Consider the following 18,158-nt stretch of genomic DNA (forward strand, 5'->3'; position numbering starts at 1 on the left):
GTATGATAGATTGGAACAGATCTATAGGTATTGTCATAATCTAAATTATTTGATTTGTTTATTCGAATTATATCAAAAAATCGTATTTGTTATTGATGATTTGATAAACAGCTAAAGCTTTTTGGAATACCAACTTTAAATTTAAAACTAAGGACAAATGAAAAAACAGCTAACTAGACTAACTAAAATGGCGCTATTGCCAATACTTTTGTTATGCGCCCACAGCTTTGTTCATGCACAGGAACAACTGACGGTTACGGGTAGCGTTACGGATACCCAAGGGACTCCATTGCCTGGAGCCAGTATTGTAATCCAAGGAACCCAGCAGGGTACTACTTCGGATTTTGATGGAAATTTTCAGCTGGATGGTGTGCCTTCAAATGGGCAGCTTATGGTAAGCTATATTGGATTTGTACAATTATTGGTGGATGTTGATAATAGAAGTTCAATTGATATTGTACTATCGGAAGACAATAATCTTTTGGATGAGGTTGTGGTAATTGGCTACCAAAGTGTAAAAAGGAGTGAAATTGTAGGATCTGTATCTGTTGTGGATACGGACGAAATGTTGAAAGCACCCGCTGGGAATGTCGGTCAGATGTTACAGGGTAGGGCAGCCGGGGTAACCGTTACCTCAACAGGCGCTCCCGGTACTTCTTCTTCCGTAAAGATTAGGGGATTGAATTCGTTTTCGGGTCAAGATTCTCCGCTTTATGTAGTGGATGGAATGTTGATCTCTGCCCTTGGGTCTGACTTCAACCCAAACGATATTGAGTCAATACAGGTACTAAAGGATGCCGCGGCAACAGCGTTGTATGGATCCAGGGGAATGAACGGGGTTATTATTGTAACCACCAAAAAAGGAAGACCGGGTCCATTAAAAGTGGATTATGATTTTTATTATGGCTTCCAAACCATAAATAAAAGGTTGAAGTTGACCAATGCGGCACAATTTAAGGAGATTAATGATCTTGCCTATACCAATAATGGCGATGCGCCCCAAAATCTTAGGGAAGGAGTGGATACCGATTGGCAGGAAGAATTGTTCAAGACCGGAACTATTTCTGAGCACAATCTAAACCTTTCAGGGGGTTCCGAAAATTCAAACTATTTTATTTCATTGAACTATTTTGATCAAGAAGGTGCCATCATTGGTCCTGAGTTTGACCGTTATCAGATTAGGGTGAATACCCAAACGAAGAAGGGGAGGTTCACTTTTGGTGAAAATATTGCCATGAGCAGGAGCAATCAAACCAGAGTGAACGGTAACCCGTTCATTGATGTAGTTTGGATGCTGCCCACTATCCCAGTATATGACCCTAATAATGAAAGTGGCTATGGCTATGGGGATGATAACAATTCAACTTTCGCCACCAATCCAATCGGATTACAAGAACATTACAGCAATACTGCGGTGACCAGTAAGGTGCTTGGTAGCGCATTTGCAGAATTTGAGATTTTTCCGTTCCTAAAATACAAGCTGAACTTGGGTCTTGATTATGCACAGATCAGAGAGAAATACTATCAAAGAGCTGGGGCATTGCGACAGAACACTCCTGGAGCAGCCTTTTTGGATGATCGTCATACGGAATTCTTCAATATTCTAGCGGAAAACACTTTGAATTTCAACAAGGCATTTGGAAAACACAATATTACCGCTTTGGTGGGTTACACGACCCAAAAAGACAATTTTACATACAATTTTGCCCATACGGAAGGGTTAAGTGGAGAGTTCTGGGTACAAGACAATGGTACTACCAGCCCTCGTACGGAGGGTAGGGAGGAAGTAGCCGGACTACGGTCTTTTCTTGGTAGTTTCAACTACTCCTTTGATGATAAATACACCCTGTTGTTCAACTTTAGACGGGATGGTTCTTCTAAGTTTGGTAAAAACAACCGATATGCCAATTTCCCTTCAGTGTCCGCTTCTTGGAGAATTAGTGAAGAAGGATTTATGGAAAACAATGGTGTATTCAGTAACCTAAAGCTTAGGGGGAGTTGGGGTATTGTAGGTAATCAGGCCATCAGCAATTATGCTACCCAAAGCGTGCTCCGATACAACCAAAACTATGTGCTCAACAACCAAGTGGTTCCTGGTGCAACCAATCTTCAGTTGGTAAATCCCAATCTAAGGTGGGAAAGCAAAACCACGACCAATATTGGTGTGGATATGGGCTTTTTCCAAAACAGATTGAGCCTTACTGCGGATTATTACATTGCTGATGTTGAAGATTTACTACTGGCTGTGCCAATACCCTTATCTTCTGGTAACACAGGTGGTGACCCATTGGCAAACGTTGGTCAGGTGCAGAACCGTGGCTTGGAACTTAGTTTGGGCTACCAGAATGTTATCAATGATTTTAGTTTTGGGGTTTTGGCCAATGGAACTTTCTTGAAGAACGAGGTAAAGGCCTTGGTTGAAGAGGCAGGGAACTTGCCCATTTTTGGACAAGGACAGATTTTGCGTACAGCAGTTGGTGAGCCCGTTGCATCTTTCTACGTGTTGGAAACAGCGGGAATATTTCAAAACCAAGCTGAGATTGATGCATGGGGTGTACAACCCGGTGCACGCCCTGGTGATGTAAAGTATGTGGATAATGATGGCAACGGAGTCATCAATTTTGATGACCGTACAGTGGTTGGAAAGGCCTTACCGGATTTTGAATACGGCTTAAACCTGAATTTTGGCTACAAAGGATTTGATATGACAGCGTTTTTTGCTGGAGTTACTGGAAACAGCATCTTTAATGAGCAAAAATGGTGGTCCCAACGTTATGATGATAACGCCAACTATTTGGTAGATGATGTCTTCTGGACAGGTGAGGGAACTTCCAATCTTATTCCAAGACCACAACACTTGGATTCTTCTCTGAATCCTACCCAGAACTCTGACCGCTATGTGGAGAAGGGTGATTATTTCAGGTTAAAGAACCTACAAATAGGATACTCCTTTCCAGAAGAGGTCATCAGCAAACTCAGTTTAAATAAACTTAGATTGTATATGACAGGACAAAACCTTTTCACCATTACCGATTATTCAGGTTATGACCCAGAAGTTGTTGGGGCCAATGGAAACGGTGATTTCTTGAACAGAGGATTTGATAACGGGAATTTCCCTTCATTGAGAACAGGAATATTGGGGATTCAAATAGGATTTTAATCAACTAAAAACTTAAACTTCAAAGAATGGAAAAAATAAGAAAAATAATAGTATTGATGGTATTCTTTGGGATGACCGTCTCATGCGAAAAAGACCTTTTGGACCAAGTGAATCCAAATGCTCCGACCCCAGATACATTCTGGCAGACGGAGGAAGATGCCATACTTGGGATCAATGCGGTATACTCTGGAATCCAGAACCGCGAACTAAGTTTATGGGAAATCTTTGACTATGACATGCGTTCTGATGAGGGCTATAGTCAGAGTCCATGGACCGACCTCGCCAATGTGGGTAGACACGTGAACATAAATTACGACTTCCCATGGCTACTTGAGGTTTGGCGAGAATTGTATAGGACCATCTATAAAGCAAACCAGGTTCTGGAAAACGTCCCCAACATTGAAATGGATGAATCGCTACGAACAAGAATTGTGGCTGAAGCTCATTTTTTAAGAGGGCATTGTTACTACAAATTGGCTACACTTTGGGGTCGTGTTCCATTGGTTACTGGTATTGAGGATGCCAATACGCGTTATCCGCAAGGCACCATTGAGGAAGTTTGGGCTTTAGTTGAGGAAGACTTCATTGCTGCCGCTGCAGGCCTGCCTGAAAGTTATACAGGCGCAGATGTGGGACGTGCAACCTATGGTGGAGCCATAGGTTATCTAGGGAGATCTTATTTACAACAGAAAAAATGGACTGAGGCGGCGACTGAATTCGAGAAAATTATAGATATGGTACCCGGAACCTATGATTTGATGGCAGATTTTAAGGATAATTTTACTGAGGAATTCGAAAACAACAAAGAGTCCCTTTTTGAAATCCAGTTCGTAAACAACAATGGAAAAACAGGTGGGTTCCCAACCTATAACAATGCCTCTGGTGATGAAACCAGTGAGCGGGCACAGTTCTTCGGAGTTCGACCTTTGGGTTGGACCGATGGCCAACCTACTAAATGGCTCTTAAACCAGTTCTTGAGTGAAACCGATAAGGATGGCAATGAAGACCCACGTCTTCAGTATACAATGACCTATGATCATCCAGGTGAACTTTTATATGGGCAAACCTATGCTGAAAGAGGCGCTGGACCCAATGACCGTTTTTGGAGAAAGTATACCAACTACTGGCAAGATTATGAAAGTTATTTCTCAGGAATCAATACCAGGGTGCTTAGATTGGCAGATGTGTATTTAATGTATGCTGAAGCTTTGAATGAATTGGGCAGAACACCAGAGGCTATTCCATACGCAAACTTGGTCCGTCAACGATCTAATATGAGTGATTTGCCCATGACCTTAAGCCAGCAAGATTTCAGGTTACAGCTACGCCACGATCGTGTGGTTGAATTGGCAGGGGAAAGCGTGAGATTTGTTGATATGGTACGCTATGGTATCGCAGGACCGGAACTTGCCGGGCCTGATCCAAGCCTTTCAGCCGCGGAATCAGATTTCGATACGGAGTTTCAAAATTTTGTGAGAGGTAAATCCGAATACTTGCCAATTCCTTTGCGGGAAATTGATGCCTATGGAGGTTCGTTGGAACAGAATCCAGGCTGGTAAGCGATAAACAATTTTAATAAAGAGAAGGCAAGTGCCATAGCAAGCGTAATCAAGCAATGGTGCTTGTCTCCAATTAAAACTTCAAGGTTAATTAAGATATCGTTTCATCGATGGGTAGGTGTAGTTTAATACAGACATTTTTAGCAAGACAAAGGAGCGTGCTTTTGAGCGCTGCTACCCTTTGTTTGTGTTTTGCGGCTTGTTCTGAAAAAGACCACGAACCAAAGATGTTCAAACGGATATCCAGTGCACACTCAGGAATTGATTTCAACAATCAAATTCAACCGTTTGAAAATGATACACTGAATGCTTTGGAATATGATGTGCTTTTCAACGGCGCTGGTGTGGGAATAGGTGATTTTAATGCAGATGGACTTCAGGACATCTTCTTTGCAGGAAATCTGGTTTCCTCCCAATTGTATGTAAATCAGGGTGACTTTAAGTTTCTTGAGGTTACTGAAAAAGCTGGTGTTGCCACCACTAAATGGTGCACTGGGGTTTCAGTGGCAGATATCAACCAAGACGGATTATTGGATATTTATGTGGCAGTCGCCCATGCTATGGGATCTAAAGAAGAAAGGTCGAACCTATTGTTCATCAACCAAGGAAACAACGCTGAAGGAATTCCCATTTTTGAAGAGTTGAGCAATGCGTATGGCCTTGCTGATGATGGATTTTCCATACAATCGGTTTTCTTCGATTATGACAAAGATGGCGATCTGGATTGCTACATTCTTAGCAACGCCATGGAAAAAACAGGTCGCAACCAACTACATAAAAAGCGAAATAATGGTGAGAGCCCATCAAATGATCGGCTGTACCGGAACAATGGATTTGTAGATGGTCATCCAAGCTTTGAAAATGTGACTCTTGGTGCAGGTATCCTAAAGGAGGGCCATGGATTGGGGGTTTGTGTAACAGACTTGAACCAAGACGGATGGCTCGATGTGTACTGTGCCAACGATTTTGTCTCCAACGACAACATCTGGATCAACAACCATGATGGTACATTCGTGGACAAATCGGCAGAGTATTTAAAGCACACTTCATACAACAGTATGGGAGTGGACATTCAAGATATTAACAATGATGGACTGCTTGACATTTGTGTGGTGGATATGTTACCCGAAGAGGAGCAGCGAAGAAAAATGATGGTCATGAAGACCAACAGGGACTTTTTTAGTATGGCCAAAGGTCTTGGCTATCAAGAGGAGTATGTGCGAAATGTGTTGCAAATCAACCAAGGGAACAATCAAGAAGGAAGCCTTCGGTTTAGTGAAATAGGCCAGTTAGCAGGTATTCATGCCACAGATTGGAGCTGGGCTCCTTTATTGGCCGATTTTGATAATGACGGATTAAAGGATTTGGTGGTCACCAATGGCTATCGCCGTGATATTACCAATTTGGATTATGCGGTGTACCTAAACCAAGAGGCAGCTTTTCAAGGCAAGAACCAAGAGGAGGCACGGAAGAATCGAATCAAAAAACTGTATGAGCTTCCAGAAATAAAATTACAGAACTACATTTTCAAGAATAATGGAAATCTAACTTTTAAAAATGCTTCGGAAACCTGGGGACTTCAACAAAGTACCTTTTCCAATGGTGCGGCTTATGCAGACTTTGACAATGATGGCGACCTCGATTTGGTATTCAATAATATCGATTCTGAGGCAAGTTTGTACCGGAACGGGCTTATTTCATCCTCCACTTCTGAAGTCACTGAAACCAAAAACGAATCCCATTTTGTGCGACTGCAACTAAAATCCGATACAGGTCAAAGTAAAGAAGTTGGTGCAAAGGTACGGGTCTTGCTTCCTTCCGGGGAATTAAAATATCAGGAAAACCTTTCTGTAAGGGGTTATATGTCTTCTGTGGATCCTATACTCTCATTTGGCTTGGGGAATAACACCAGTTTTAGGGTGGAAGTTGTTTGGACTGATGGCAAAATTCAACAGTTGCATGATTTAGCTCCGGATACCCTTCATACCATAAAGTATGTATCGCAAGAAGAACAGCATTTGGTAGCCCAACCTATAGAACGACAAGTTTTTCAACTGCTGAACGCGGATAGTTTGGGATTGGCATACAAACATGAGGAATATGCTTTTGATGAATTCAATCGCACCTTCTCCCTACATCAGCAATACAACCAACTTTCTCCAGGCATGGCCATAGCCGATGTGGACAACAATGGTCTCGATGATATTTTCATAGGAGCGGATTCCAAACAATTGCGAACCATCTACCTTCAAAAAACACCGGGAAAATTTGAAGCCTTGCCCCAAGGGGAGAACAATATGGAAGATATGGGCGCACTTCTTTTTGATGCAGACGGTGATGGGGATAATGATTTGTATGTGGTGAGTGGGGGCAGTGTCAACCTAAAGGAAGATGACTATATCTACAATGATCGTCTGTATTTGAACGATGGCAAGGGCAATATGTCCCGGTCCCAAAACCTGATTCCCAAAACAAGCTTTAGCGGTAGTGTTGTGGTGGCTTCTGATTACGATCGCGATGGAGACTTGGATATTTTTAGGGGAAGCAGGGTCGCCGTTGGCGAATTTCCAAAATCACCGGACAGTTATTTGTTGCGAAATGATGATGGGGTTTTCAATGATGTGGCCAATACGGTGGATGGATTGCAAAATGTGGGAATGGTAAGCGCTGCTTTGTGGACTGATTATAATTTGGATGGATGGTATGATTTAGTGGTGGTGGGTGAATTTATGCCCATAACCTTCTTCCAGAACCATGAAGGAACCCTAAAATGGGACGAACAAGCCACAATTCCCAATTCAAGCGGATGGTGGAACAGCATTACCGCTGGCGATTTTGATCAAGATGGAGACATGGATTATATCGCTGGGAATCTTGGGTTAAATAGTCAGTATAAAGCCTATCCCGATAGACCTTTAAAAGTATATGGCTCAGATTTTGATCATAATGGCACCAACGATCCCATTGTGAGCTACTCTAAAAACGGTGAGGATGTTCCTGTAGCTGTTCGAGATGTAATGCAAGAACAATTGAGCCTCACCCATAAGCGGTTTGGAACATATGACGCTTATTCAAAAGCTTCCATAAATGATATTTTCAGCGAGAAGGAACTGGAAAGCGCCATTGTACTTTCTGCCACCGAAATGCGCAGTTGCTACATAGAAAACAAAGGAAATTCAAAGTTTGTTCTAAAACCGTTGCCCAACGAAGTGCAGTTTTCCCCAGTTTTTGGAACGCTGGCCAATGACTTTAATGCAGACGGATTTTTAGATGTGCTACTTGTGGGCAACTCAGAATCTTTTGAAACCTATACCGGTCCCTACAATGCTTCCTTGGGCACTTTGATGTTGGGAAATGGCAATGGAGGTTTTACCTATGTTCCGCAATCAAACTCTGGACTTTATTTGGATTATGACCAAAAAGCACTGGGAATGGTAAATGCAGGCAATGAGAATCTTTTCGTTGTCACCAATAACAATGCTCCTGTACAATTGCTAAGGACTTCAGTGGCATCAAATGGCGAATTTATATCGCTTCAAGCTAATGAAGCATCACTCGAAATGATATTGGATAATGGGAAGGCTGAACGTAAGGAAATAGGATACGGAAGTGGATATTTAACCCAATCCTCAAGGGGCATTCTTGCCTCCACAAAAAGTGTAAAACAAATCAATGTATATGATTTTGTGGGAAATCAGACGCGTACCATAAAAACCAAACCACATGAACCAAACTGAAAGAATACAGAATTTGAAGATGAAGTTGGTGTATCGCATATTGTTTTTAGCTGCTCTAATGTGGTCTGCGGACTTAATTGCCCAGCAACCCGATATACCGGGGCAAGTTTCCGAAAATGAGTCGCCAAAAAATGAGGCCTATCTTTTTGCCCACATGACCCATGAGGATTATGGGCGATTATATTACTCCGTTAGTTTGGATGGTCTGCACTGGCAACGTTTGAATAATGGGGAACGAGTTTTCGATGCATATCAAGGCCATCCAGATATCTGCAAAGGACCAGATGGAAAGTACTATATTTTGGGCAATACCAGTGATTCTTCACCCGATATCAATATTTGGGTTTCTGACGACTTGATCAACTGGAAGAAACACGGGGTATATACGCCCAACCTTAAACAAACTCCGGATTATTCAGAGGCGCTACAGCGTATTGGGGCACCTAAACTTTTTTATGATGATGCTTCGTCGCAATTTGTCATGACCTGGCATACGCCGCACATAGAAGGCACCAAAACGGACCCAGAACGGTATTGGGCAAGTCAAAGGACTTTGTATGTGCTTTCAAAGGATTTGAAGACATTTTCCGATACCCCCAAAAAACTTTTTGATTGGAACATTGGTACTATTGACGTCATCATCAGAAAGGTTGAGGACACCTATTTTGCAATCATAAAGGATGAAACCTATCCAACCTTGTATTGGCCAACTGGAAAGACCATACGAATTGCAAGGTCAGATTCCTTGTTGGGACCGTATTCCTTTCCAGCAGATCCCATTAGCCCAAATTTTAGGGAAGCACCAACCCTAATTCCCTCCCCTAACAATAAAGTATGGTACCTGTATTATGAGCAATATCCAGGGGTTTCCTATGGACTCTCCGTGGCCGATAATTTGAATGGCCCGTGGTATCAAGCATCAGGATATACATTTTATAGTGACTGGGATAAATATGAATTGCCCAAAGCGGTTAGGCACGGTTGCATGATCGCTATTTCAAAAAAAGAATATAACCAACTAGTTGAGAAATTTGAGATTGTTAAAGAAGAATTCAATGAAAAATAGAAGAAGATCAATAGTTTATGGACCCCTTATTGCGGTATTGGGCCTTTGTTTGATTTCATGTCAGGAGCGGACAGAAAAAAAAGAAACAGCAGTAGGTGAACAACCCAAGAAAGAGACGTTCACCAACCCATTGTTGCCATCTGGCCCGGACCCGTTCAACATTTACCATAACGGATACTATTATTACACCAGTACAGAGGGCAATAAACTGGTTTTGAGAAAAGTGAAAAACTTGGCAAACCTCAGTGAAGCAGAGACCAAGACGATTTGGACCCCACCGGAGGGCACATTGTACTCCCATGATATTTGGGCGCCAGAAGTTCATTTTATTGATGGAAAGTGGTACGTTTATTTTGCTGCGGATGATGGGAACAACGAGACCCACAGAATGTATGCTGTGGAAAACTCGAACGAAAACCCGTTTCAAGGTACTTTTGATTTTAAGGGGAAGATAGCCGCAGCTACGGATAAATGGGCCATTGATGGTAATGTGTTTAAGCATAATGGGCAATTGTATATGATTTGGTCCGGCTGGGAAGGGGATGCCAACGGGCAGCAGGATATTTTCATCGCTAAAATGAAAAACCCTTTGGAGATTGAAGGAGACCGTGTAAAAATTTCTTCACCGACCCATGAATGGGAAAGGCATTGGAATGAGGGGACCTCCGATAGTAACCCTCCCCAGGTATATGTGAACGAAGGACCACAATTTTTGTCCCATGATGACAATATTTTTATTGTGTTCTCCGCAAGCGGATGTTGGACCGATTATTATTCATTGGGATTATTGACGTTTGCCGGAACGGACAATTTATTGGATCCGGAAGCTTGGGTAAAGTCTGATGAACCCATATTCACCCAATCACCGGAAAATGGAGTGTATGGTCCCGGGCACAACTCCTTTTTTAAGTCACCCAATGGCAAAGAGGATTGGATTCTATATCATGCCAATTCAGAACCAGGCCAAGGATGCGGTTCGCATCGTTCACCAAGGATGCAGATGATCCAATGGAGTGAGGAAGGCTATCCCATCCTTGGGACGCCCAAATCCGAGGAAGAGGTCATTGAAATACCTTCCGAATAGCATGCAATAACCCACCTAATAATAGAAGTTTGAAAAAGTTAAAAAACATACTGGTCTCCGTGATTTCCATTTTCTTCTTTCAGTTGGGGATAGGTCAGGATGAAAATGCATTCACCAATCCCATTCTAGAGGACGGAGCAGACCCCTATGCCATGCTGCATGACGATGGATATTATTACTTCATGGTAACAAGGGGAAACCGCTTGGAACTTTGGTCCACCAAAGACATTACCCAAGTGGAGACCATTGGTTCAAAAACTATATGGAAGGCTCCCAGTGAGGGGGAAAACAGTTGTTGCGTTTGGGCGCCAGAAATACACCATGTCGATGGAAAGTGGTATATCTATTACACCGCTGCTGATGCATCCAATGAAGGAGATCATTCCAGATATGTCTTTGTTCTGGAGAACAGCCATCATGATCCAATGAAAGGGGAGTGGATTGATAGGGGGAAAATCAACACAAAATACAGCGGAATAGACGGGTCCATTTTCAAATACGGCGATAAACGGTATTTCATGTATTCCCCCTACGTAGATGACCACAGTGATATAGCCATCGCCACCATGTCCAACCCTTGGACCTTAGATGACGATGAAACCATTTTGGCCGCACCCAAGTACGATTGGGAGAAGACCGGAGAAAGAAGTATTCTGGAAGGGCCTTCATTTTTGGAGGGGCCAAGGGATGAGGTCTTTATTGTGTATTCGGCAGGAGCCTGTTGGGACGATAATTATTCCTTGGGAATGCTGGCGGCCAAGAAGGATTCAGATTTCACAAAAGCCGTCTCTTGGAAGCGGTTTTCTAAAGCGGTCTTTGAATTTTCCACAGAAAACAATGTGTATGGTCCAGGCCACCATAGCATCACAACCTCCAATGATCCCAGCGAACATTGGCTGGTGTATCATGCAAAGGATAAACCCGAATTGGGATGTTCCCAACGGAGTACTAGGATACAGCGGTTTGGTTGGGATGAAAACGGCAGACCGGATTTTGGTGTGCCATGGCCGTTAAAAAAAGTCATTCAAAAACCAAAATAAAACCAAGAATTATTTGAGTACGAGTGTTAGTTAGTTTGAATTAGATTGTTTGAGTTTAGTTGATTGAAATTATCGGGCCTTGAAAAAGGCCCGGTAATTCCATTATTCAACTTCCCCTACACAGAATAGCCTATTCCAATTTCAAGGTCGATGGTAATTCCAAAACTAAAACATTCAAAATTATTTAAGTGTGAATCAAAAATAACAAGATTATTATGAAGCGAATATTGATTACTGGGCTGTTTTTATGTGCAATCCTTGTGGCAAATGCCCAAGAAAATGTTCTGGAAAAGAATAAATGGTCAAAAGAAAAAGCGAGTGAATGGTACGCCAAACAAAAATGGATCACAGGGGCCAATTTTGTGCCCAGTACAGCAATCAACCAATTGGAAATGTGGCAATCCAGCACATTTGACCCAGAGACCATTGATCGTGAACTCGGTTATGCCGAAGGTTTAGGGTTCAACACCATGAGAGTATATCTGCACAGTTTGGCCTATAAAGCAAATCCAAAGGACTTCAAGAAAAACATGGAAACTTATTTGCAAATTGCGAACAAGCACGGTATCAAAACCATGTTTGTGTTTTTTGATGACGTTTGGGGGAAACAGCCAAAAATTGGCAAGCAACCTGAACCCGTTCCAGGAACCCATAATTCGGGGTGGGTACAAGATCCTGGAGACCCGGCATCCAAGAACAAAGAAAATTTTCCAGCCTTGGAAGTTTATGTAAAGGATATCCTGAACACTTTCGCCAATGATGATCGTATACTCTTGTGGGACCTTTACAATGAACCCGGGAACACGGATAAACTCACAAGTTCCATGCCCCTTTTAAAAGCAATTTTCATTTGGGCAAGGGAAGTCAATCCAAGTCAACCCTTGAGTGCCGGTCTTTGGCGCTGGGATTTTCAGGAACTGAATGCGTTCCAAGCGGCAAATTCAGATATTCTAACTTATCACCAATATGAAGATGAGAAAAAACACCAGCATGTAATCAATTTACTAAAGACACATGGACGCCCCATGATCTGTACCGAATATATGGCACGGACCAACAACAGCCGATTTTCAAATATTTTGCCTGTTCTCAAAAAGGAAAATATAGGAGCTATTAACTGGGGGTTGGTCAATGGAAAATCCAATACCATATATGCATGGAACACTCCCATTGAAGATGGAGCTGAGCCTGTTGAATGGTTTCACGACATATTTAGAAAGGACGGTACCCCTTATAGACAAGATGAAGTTAATTTAATCAAAAAATTAAACGGTGAGGGAAATGATCATTCGGTCAAAAAATAGAGTTCTCGGACGGGCAATAGCTTTGTTTATAGTTCTATTGTGCATATCGTGCAAAACAAAACAGGAAAAAAAAATCAAAAGCGATGCCCTACCAACCGCAATAGTCAATATTATAAAGGATAAGGATTTTAATACAACAATTGGTGGTAAATCTGTAAAGCTGTATTGGTTGCAGCGGAAGGATTTAAAAATGGCTATGACCAATTACGGAGGACGTATCATAAGCCTTTTTGTGCAAGACAAAAATGGGAATGCAATTGATGTAAATATTGGTCGCAGCAGCATTAAGGAATACATGGAATCACCTGAAGCCTATTTTGGGGCAACCATTGGTAGGGTAGGTAACCGCATTGCAAATGGTAGATTTTCCATAAGCGGAAATAAATATACCCTGCCTACCAATGACAATAAAAATACCCTACATGGGGGCTACAAAGGATTTCAAGATGTGGTTTGGGATGCGGAACAACCCAATGGGCATACCTTGATTTTAACTTACACCTCTCCTGATATGGAAGAAGGTTTTCCCGGGAATTTGCAAACAAGGGTAACCTACTCGTTGACAGAAGACAATGCGGTCACTATTGAATATGAAGCGACTACGGATAAACCTACGGTGGTAAATTTAACCAACCATGCCTATTTCAACCTCAATGGGGAAGGAAGCGGTTCAATTTTGAACCATAAGCTGCAAATTGATGCGGACCGATTTACCCCAGTTGATGCAGGACTCATTCCCACTGGAGAGTTGAGAGAGGTAGCCTCAACCCCCTTCGATTTTAGGAAGCCGCATACGATTGGTAAACGTATTAAAGCAGTCAATGAACAACTGGAATTTGGCAAGGGGTACGACCACAACTATGTTTTAAATAGTGATGAAAAAGGCTTACATAAAGCAGCAAAGGTTGTGGGCGATAAATCGGGAGTTGTCATGGAGGTGTTTACCGAGGAACCGGGAATCCAATTTTATAGCGGAAACTTTATGGCTTCAAAGAATGCGTTGAAATCTGGTGCCAAAGACGACTTCAGAACAGCGTTTTGTTTGGAGACCCAACATTTTCCGGATACACCGAACCAGCCAGAATTTCCATCTATACAATTAAACCCCGGAGAGACGTACCATACAGTTACAGAATATAGGTTTTCAGTGGAATAAATATGAATTCAATTTGATGTTGATCAATGGATGATAAAGGATACCGACTTAATGGAAAATAAATTAAAAGACGGCCTGGATGTCGCAGAATTTGCATTCGACCTAGAGGTCTCCTCCCCTGGGAGGGTGAACTTGATTGGGGAGCATACGGACTACAATGACGGGTTTGTGTTGCCAGCTGCCATTGACAAGCGCATTACCATTAGGTTAAGGGCCAATGGAAGCAAGACAAGGTGCACCATAAAGAGCAAGGGCTTTGACAGTGTCCTGGTCGTTGATCTTGGCAACATAAGTCAGGGTACTGAAGGTTGGCACAATTATGTGCTGGGCGTTTTGAACGAGCTGCAATTGCTCACACAAGATCTAAAAGGGTTTGACTGTGAGATGGAGACGGATATACCCGTGGGATCGGGGATGAGCTCCTCGGCGGCACTGGAATGCGGGCTCGCCTTTGGACTGAACGAGCTTTTTGATTTAGGTTTGGACCGCTGGCAGATAATTAAGTTGGGGCAAAGGGCGGAACACAATTTTGTAGGTACACAATGTGGGATCATGGACCAGTTTGCCTCCGTCATGGGCAAAAAGGACCATTCCATGCTGTTGGATTGTCGATCGCTGGATTTTGAGTACATTCCCACCAAGATGGACCCCTATGTGATCTTGATGCTCAACACGAACGTAAAGCACAACCTTTCCACAAGTGGATATAATGATAGGAGGGAGGAAAGCTCTTCCGGTCTCAAGATCATTGCTGAACGATTTGGCGTACAACATTCGTTCAGGGACATGACCCCTGACATGGTCAAAAGGTGCAGGGAGGAGCTTGGCAATGTACGGTACAGGAGGTGCAGTTATGTGCTTGAAGAGAACCAAAGGGTCCTGAAAGCTGCGGAGCATCTGAGTAACAATGATTTGATCGGGTTGGGAAAACTTTTGTACGAATCCCACGAGGGACAGCGCAAAAAGTACGAGGTCAGTTGCCCTGAGCTTGATTTTTTGGTAGATTTTTCAAAGAATTGGGAAGATGTGCTAGGTGCCAGAATGGTAGGCGGTGGCTTTGGTGGCTGCACTTTGAACATTATCCATGTAGAAGCTGTTGACAATTTTGTGAATGCGGTAAGCGAGGCCTACAAAAAGAAATTTTCCATTGAACTGTCTCCGTTTCAAACCGTTCCGAGCCAAGGAACAACAATTATCAAGAAACATGTCTGAGAGCCGATTGAACCAAATACCACATCGTAGGTACAACATTCTTACAGGAGAATGGGTACTGGTGTCTCCACACCGTACCAAACGTCCCTGGCAGGGCAAAAAGGAAAAACTACCAACTTTGGACAAGCCATCCCACGATAGGGAGTGTTATCTATGTCCCGGTAACGTTAGGGCAGGTGGGCAGGCCAACCCTGATTATAAAGATGTGTTCAGTTTTGTCAACGATTTTTCAGCTCTTCTTTCAGATACTTCTATGGAGGTATATAAAGATGGGCTTTTGTTGGGAAAAAGCGAAGCCGGCATCTGCAAGGTGGTCTGTTTCTCGCCAGACCATTCCTTGACACTGCCCCAAATGGAAGTTTCCGCAATTGAAAAAGTGGTCACACTTTGGCAGAAAGAATATTTGGAATTAGGTAAGATGAACTTCATCGACCATGTGCAGATCTTTGAGAACAAAGGGGCCATCATGGGATGCAGCAACCCCCATCCACACGGGCAGATCTGGGCACAGAGTTCCATTCCGCAGGAAGTGGGGAAGAAGACCATCCATCAAAAAGAATATTGGGAAAAGAACCAGCGGAGCCTTTTGGGTGATTATCTGGAACAAGAGCTGGAACTGGATCAACGAATAGTTGCCGAGAATGGCCATTTTGTGGCCTTGGTGCCCTATTGGGCGGTATGGCCCTATGAGATGATGATCGTTCCCAGAAAACACCATCAGGATATTTCACAGATGGATGGAAAGGAAAAGAGGGACTTTGCGGGGATGATAAAAATAGTGACCACCAAGTACGACAATCTCTTTGAGACCTCTTTTCCCTATTCATCAGGAATACACCAGCGGCCCACGGACGGTGGGAAGCATGCGGAATGGCATTTCCACATGTCATTCTACCCGCCGCTATTGCGTTCGGCCACGGTAAAAAAATTCATGGTAGGGTACGAAATGTTCGCCGATCCACAGCGGGACATCACTGCGGAACAGGCGGCCCGGACCCTGGCCCAGCTCCCAACGGAACACTATACCAAAATGGATGGTCATTGAAATGAGTGTTGGCCAACAAATAAAAATGAACCAATAACGAACAACCAAATAATTATGGAAAGCAGTTTTGAATTTTGGGACTATCTGGTCTTCGTACTATATGCACTTGTAATCCTAAGCGTGGGGCTTTGGGTCTCCCGGACAAAAAAAGGGGAGAAGAAAAGCACGGAGGACTATTTTTTGGCGAGCAAGTCCCTGCCCTGGTGGGCCATAGGGGCCTCCTTGATAGCAGCGAACATTTCAGCAGAACAGTTCATTGGGATGTCGGGCTCCGGTTTTGCCCTTGGTTTGGGGATAGCATCCTATGAATGGATGGGTGCCTTGACCCTCTTGATCGTTGGTAAATATTTCCTGCCCATTTTCATTGAGAAGGAGCTGTACACCATCCCGGAGTTCATAGAGAAACGGTTTTCGACCAGCCTGAAATCTATCTTGGCAGTATTCTGGGTCTGTCTCTATATTTTTGTGAACCTCACCTCTGTGCTGTATCTGGGCGGGCTTGCACTTGAGACCATTTTGGGCATTGACATGATCTATGCCATTATTGGCCTAGGGCTTTTTGCGGCGGCCTATTCCCTTTACGGTGGATTGGCGGCGGTGGCCTGGACAGATATCATTCAAGTGGTTTTCTTGGTTTTGGGTGGATTGATCACTACCTATCTGGCCTTGGACACGGTTTCTGGCGGGCAGGGCGTCATGGCGGGTCTCCAAACAGTCTTTGACACGGTACCGGGCCATTTTGACATGATATTGGACAGGACCAACCCAGAGTACATCAACCTGCCCGGCATCGGTGTGCTTGTAGGTGGACTTTGGGTGGCCAATCTCTATTATTGGGGGTTCAACCAGTACATCATACAACGCACGCTTGCCGCCAAGTCCTTGAAGGAGTCACAAAAAGGGATATTGTTCGCGGCTTTCTTGAAATTGGTCATACCGCTCATTGTTGTGATTCCGGGAATTGCGGCCTACGTCATTGTCAATGACCCAGACCTGTTATCAAGCCTTGGAGAACAGGGACTGGCAAACATCCCGTCCTCGGGGGCCTCTGACAAGGCCTATCCGTGGTTGATGCAATTCTTGCCAACAGGATTGAAGGGAGTGGCCATTGCAGCTTTGGCGGCGGCCATAGTATCTTCGTTGGCCTCCATGTTGAACTCCACCTCCACTATTTTTACCATGGATATCTACAAACAGCATATGAACAGCAGCGCAAGCAATGGAACGCTTGTTAGGGTGGGACGGCTTTCCGCTGCTACCGCCTTGGTCATAGCTATGGTGGTCGCACCGCTTTTGGGAGGACTGGACCAGGCCTTTCAATTTATACAGGAATACACCGGGGTGGTGAGCCCTGGAATTTTGGCTGTGTTCCTTTTGGGACTTTTTTGGAAGAGGACGACCAACCGTGGTGCGATCATCGGGGTGTTGGTCTCTATACCCATGGCCATGTTCTTCAAGGTCGGACCAAAGGGCTGGGCCGAAGGAACTGCCCTTGAACCACTTTTCCCAGCCCTACCGTGGATGGATCAAATGGGCTTGACCTGTTTGATCACTATAGCGATAATTATGTTGGCGAGCCAGCTACAGACTGGTGGCAAGGAAGACCCCAAGGGCATACGGCTAATGAAGGAAGCCTTCAGGACCGGACCGCTCTTCAACATTGGGGCCTTTGCCATTATGGTGGCCCTGGCCGCTATCTATGCCTTGTTTTGGTAATCATAGAGTGGCCTTGATCAAAATGGACCATTCCATCTTGAAGGAGCATATATTTCATTTTTTTTGAATAAATTTGTAT

At 43.6% G+C, this 18,158-nt stretch carries 11 protein-coding genes; all 11 read left to right on the forward strand.

Annotation, left to right across the window (positions count from 1 at the left end):
* Window positions 1–157 precede the first annotated feature (157 nt).
* The gene (locus A7D14_RS11120; RefSeq protein ID WP_083158068.1) at window positions 158–3,160 is read left to right on the forward strand and encodes a SusC/RagA family TonB-linked outer membrane protein; all 3,003 of its coding nucleotides are present in this window, start codon (window positions 158–160) and stop codon (window positions 3,158–3,160) included.
* A gap of 26 nt (window positions 3,161–3,186) precedes the next feature.
* Window positions 3,187–4,719 carry a RagB/SusD family nutrient uptake outer membrane protein gene (locus A7D14_RS11125; RefSeq protein WP_083158069.1) on the forward strand — a complete coding sequence of 511 codons (1,533 nt, stop codon included), beginning with the start codon at window positions 3,187–3,189 and terminating at the stop codon, window positions 4,717–4,719.
* Between the two features lie 227 nt (window positions 4,720–4,946).
* Window positions 4,947–8,456: a VCBS repeat-containing protein gene (locus A7D14_RS11130; protein ID WP_176712410.1), complete on the forward strand. Its 3,510-nt coding sequence runs from the start codon at window positions 4,947–4,949 to the stop codon at window positions 8,454–8,456.
* Entirely contained in the window at window positions 8,443–9,522 is a 1,080-nt protein-coding gene (locus A7D14_RS11135; protein ID WP_255307442.1) for a glycoside hydrolase family 43 protein, read from the forward strand. The genes A7D14_RS11130 and A7D14_RS11135 overlap by 14 nt, the downstream gene beginning before the upstream one ends.
* A complete protein-coding gene (locus tag A7D14_RS11140) occupies window positions 9,512–10,606 on the forward strand; it encodes a family 43 glycosylhydrolase (protein ID WP_083158071.1) in 1,095 nt (364 codons plus the stop codon). The genes A7D14_RS11135 and A7D14_RS11140 overlap by 11 nt, the downstream gene beginning before the upstream one ends.
* Before the next feature lie 29 nt (window positions 10,607–10,635).
* Window positions 10,636–11,646: a family 43 glycosylhydrolase gene (locus tag A7D14_RS11145; RefSeq protein WP_083158072.1), complete on the forward strand. Its 1,011-nt coding sequence runs from the start codon at window positions 10,636–10,638 to the stop codon at window positions 11,644–11,646.
* Between the two features lie 215 nt (window positions 11,647–11,861).
* Window positions 11,862–12,950, forward strand: a complete 1,089-nt coding sequence (locus A7D14_RS11150; RefSeq protein WP_067034318.1) for a glycoside hydrolase family 2 TIM barrel-domain containing protein — start codon at window positions 11,862–11,864, stop codon at window positions 12,948–12,950.
* Window positions 12,928–14,106, forward strand: coding sequence for an aldose epimerase family protein (locus A7D14_RS11155; RefSeq protein WP_067034321.1), 1,179 nt, complete (start codon window positions 12,928–12,930; stop codon window positions 14,104–14,106). Before A7D14_RS11150 ends, A7D14_RS11155 begins: the two co-directional genes overlap by 23 nt.
* 51 nt (window positions 14,107–14,157) lie before the next feature.
* The gene (galK, locus tag A7D14_RS11160) at window positions 14,158–15,318 is read left to right on the forward strand and encodes a galactokinase (protein WP_067034342.1); all 1,161 of its coding nucleotides are present in this window, start codon (window positions 14,158–14,160) and stop codon (window positions 15,316–15,318) included.
* Complete coding sequence (locus A7D14_RS11165; RefSeq protein WP_067034324.1) at window positions 15,311–16,363, forward strand: UDP-glucose--hexose-1-phosphate uridylyltransferase; 1,053 nt, start codon at window positions 15,311–15,313, stop codon at window positions 16,361–16,363. The genes galK and A7D14_RS11165 overlap by 8 nt, the downstream gene beginning before the upstream one ends.
* A 54-nt stretch (window positions 16,364–16,417) precedes the next feature.
* Complete coding sequence (locus A7D14_RS11170) at window positions 16,418–18,079, forward strand: sodium/sugar symporter (RefSeq protein ID WP_067034327.1); 1,662 nt, start codon at window positions 16,418–16,420, stop codon at window positions 18,077–18,079.
* Window positions 18,080–18,158: the final 79 nt, after the last annotated feature.

The sequence above is a fragment of the Allomuricauda sp. CP2A genome (genome assembly GCF_001683915.1).
In the GTDB taxonomy this organism is placed as follows: domain Bacteria; phylum Bacteroidota; class Bacteroidia; order Flavobacteriales; family Flavobacteriaceae; genus Flagellimonas.

Bases quoted from the DNA above. Each gene is read 5' to 3' on its own strand.
- A7D14_RS11120 (WP_083158068.1), top strand. From the start codon at position 158: ATGAAAAAACAGCTAACTAGACTAACTAAAATGGCGCTATTGCCAATA.
- A7D14_RS11125 (WP_083158069.1), top strand. From the start codon at position 3,187: ATGGAAAAAATAAGAAAAATAATAGTATTGATGGTATTCTTTGGGATG.
- A7D14_RS11130 (WP_176712410.1), top strand. From the start codon at position 4,947: ATGTTCAAACGGATATCCAGTGCACACTCAGGAATTGATTTCAACAAT.
- A7D14_RS11135 (WP_255307442.1), top strand. From the start codon at position 8,443: ATGAACCAAACTGAAAGAATACAGAATTTGAAGATGAAGTTGGTGTAT.
- A7D14_RS11140 (WP_083158071.1), top strand. From the start codon at position 9,512: ATGAAAAATAGAAGAAGATCAATAGTTTATGGACCCCTTATTGCGGTA.
- A7D14_RS11150 (WP_067034318.1), top strand. From the start codon at position 11,862: ATGAAGCGAATATTGATTACTGGGCTGTTTTTATGTGCAATCCTTGTG.
- A7D14_RS11155 (WP_067034321.1), top strand. From the start codon at position 12,928: ATGATCATTCGGTCAAAAAATAGAGTTCTCGGACGGGCAATAGCTTTG.
- galK (WP_067034342.1), top strand. From the start codon at position 14,158: ATGGAAAATAAATTAAAAGACGGCCTGGATGTCGCAGAATTTGCATTC.
- A7D14_RS11165 (WP_067034324.1), top strand. From the start codon at position 15,311: ATGTCTGAGAGCCGATTGAACCAAATACCACATCGTAGGTACAACATT.
- A7D14_RS11170 (WP_067034327.1), top strand. From the start codon at position 16,418: ATGGAAAGCAGTTTTGAATTTTGGGACTATCTGGTCTTCGTACTATAT.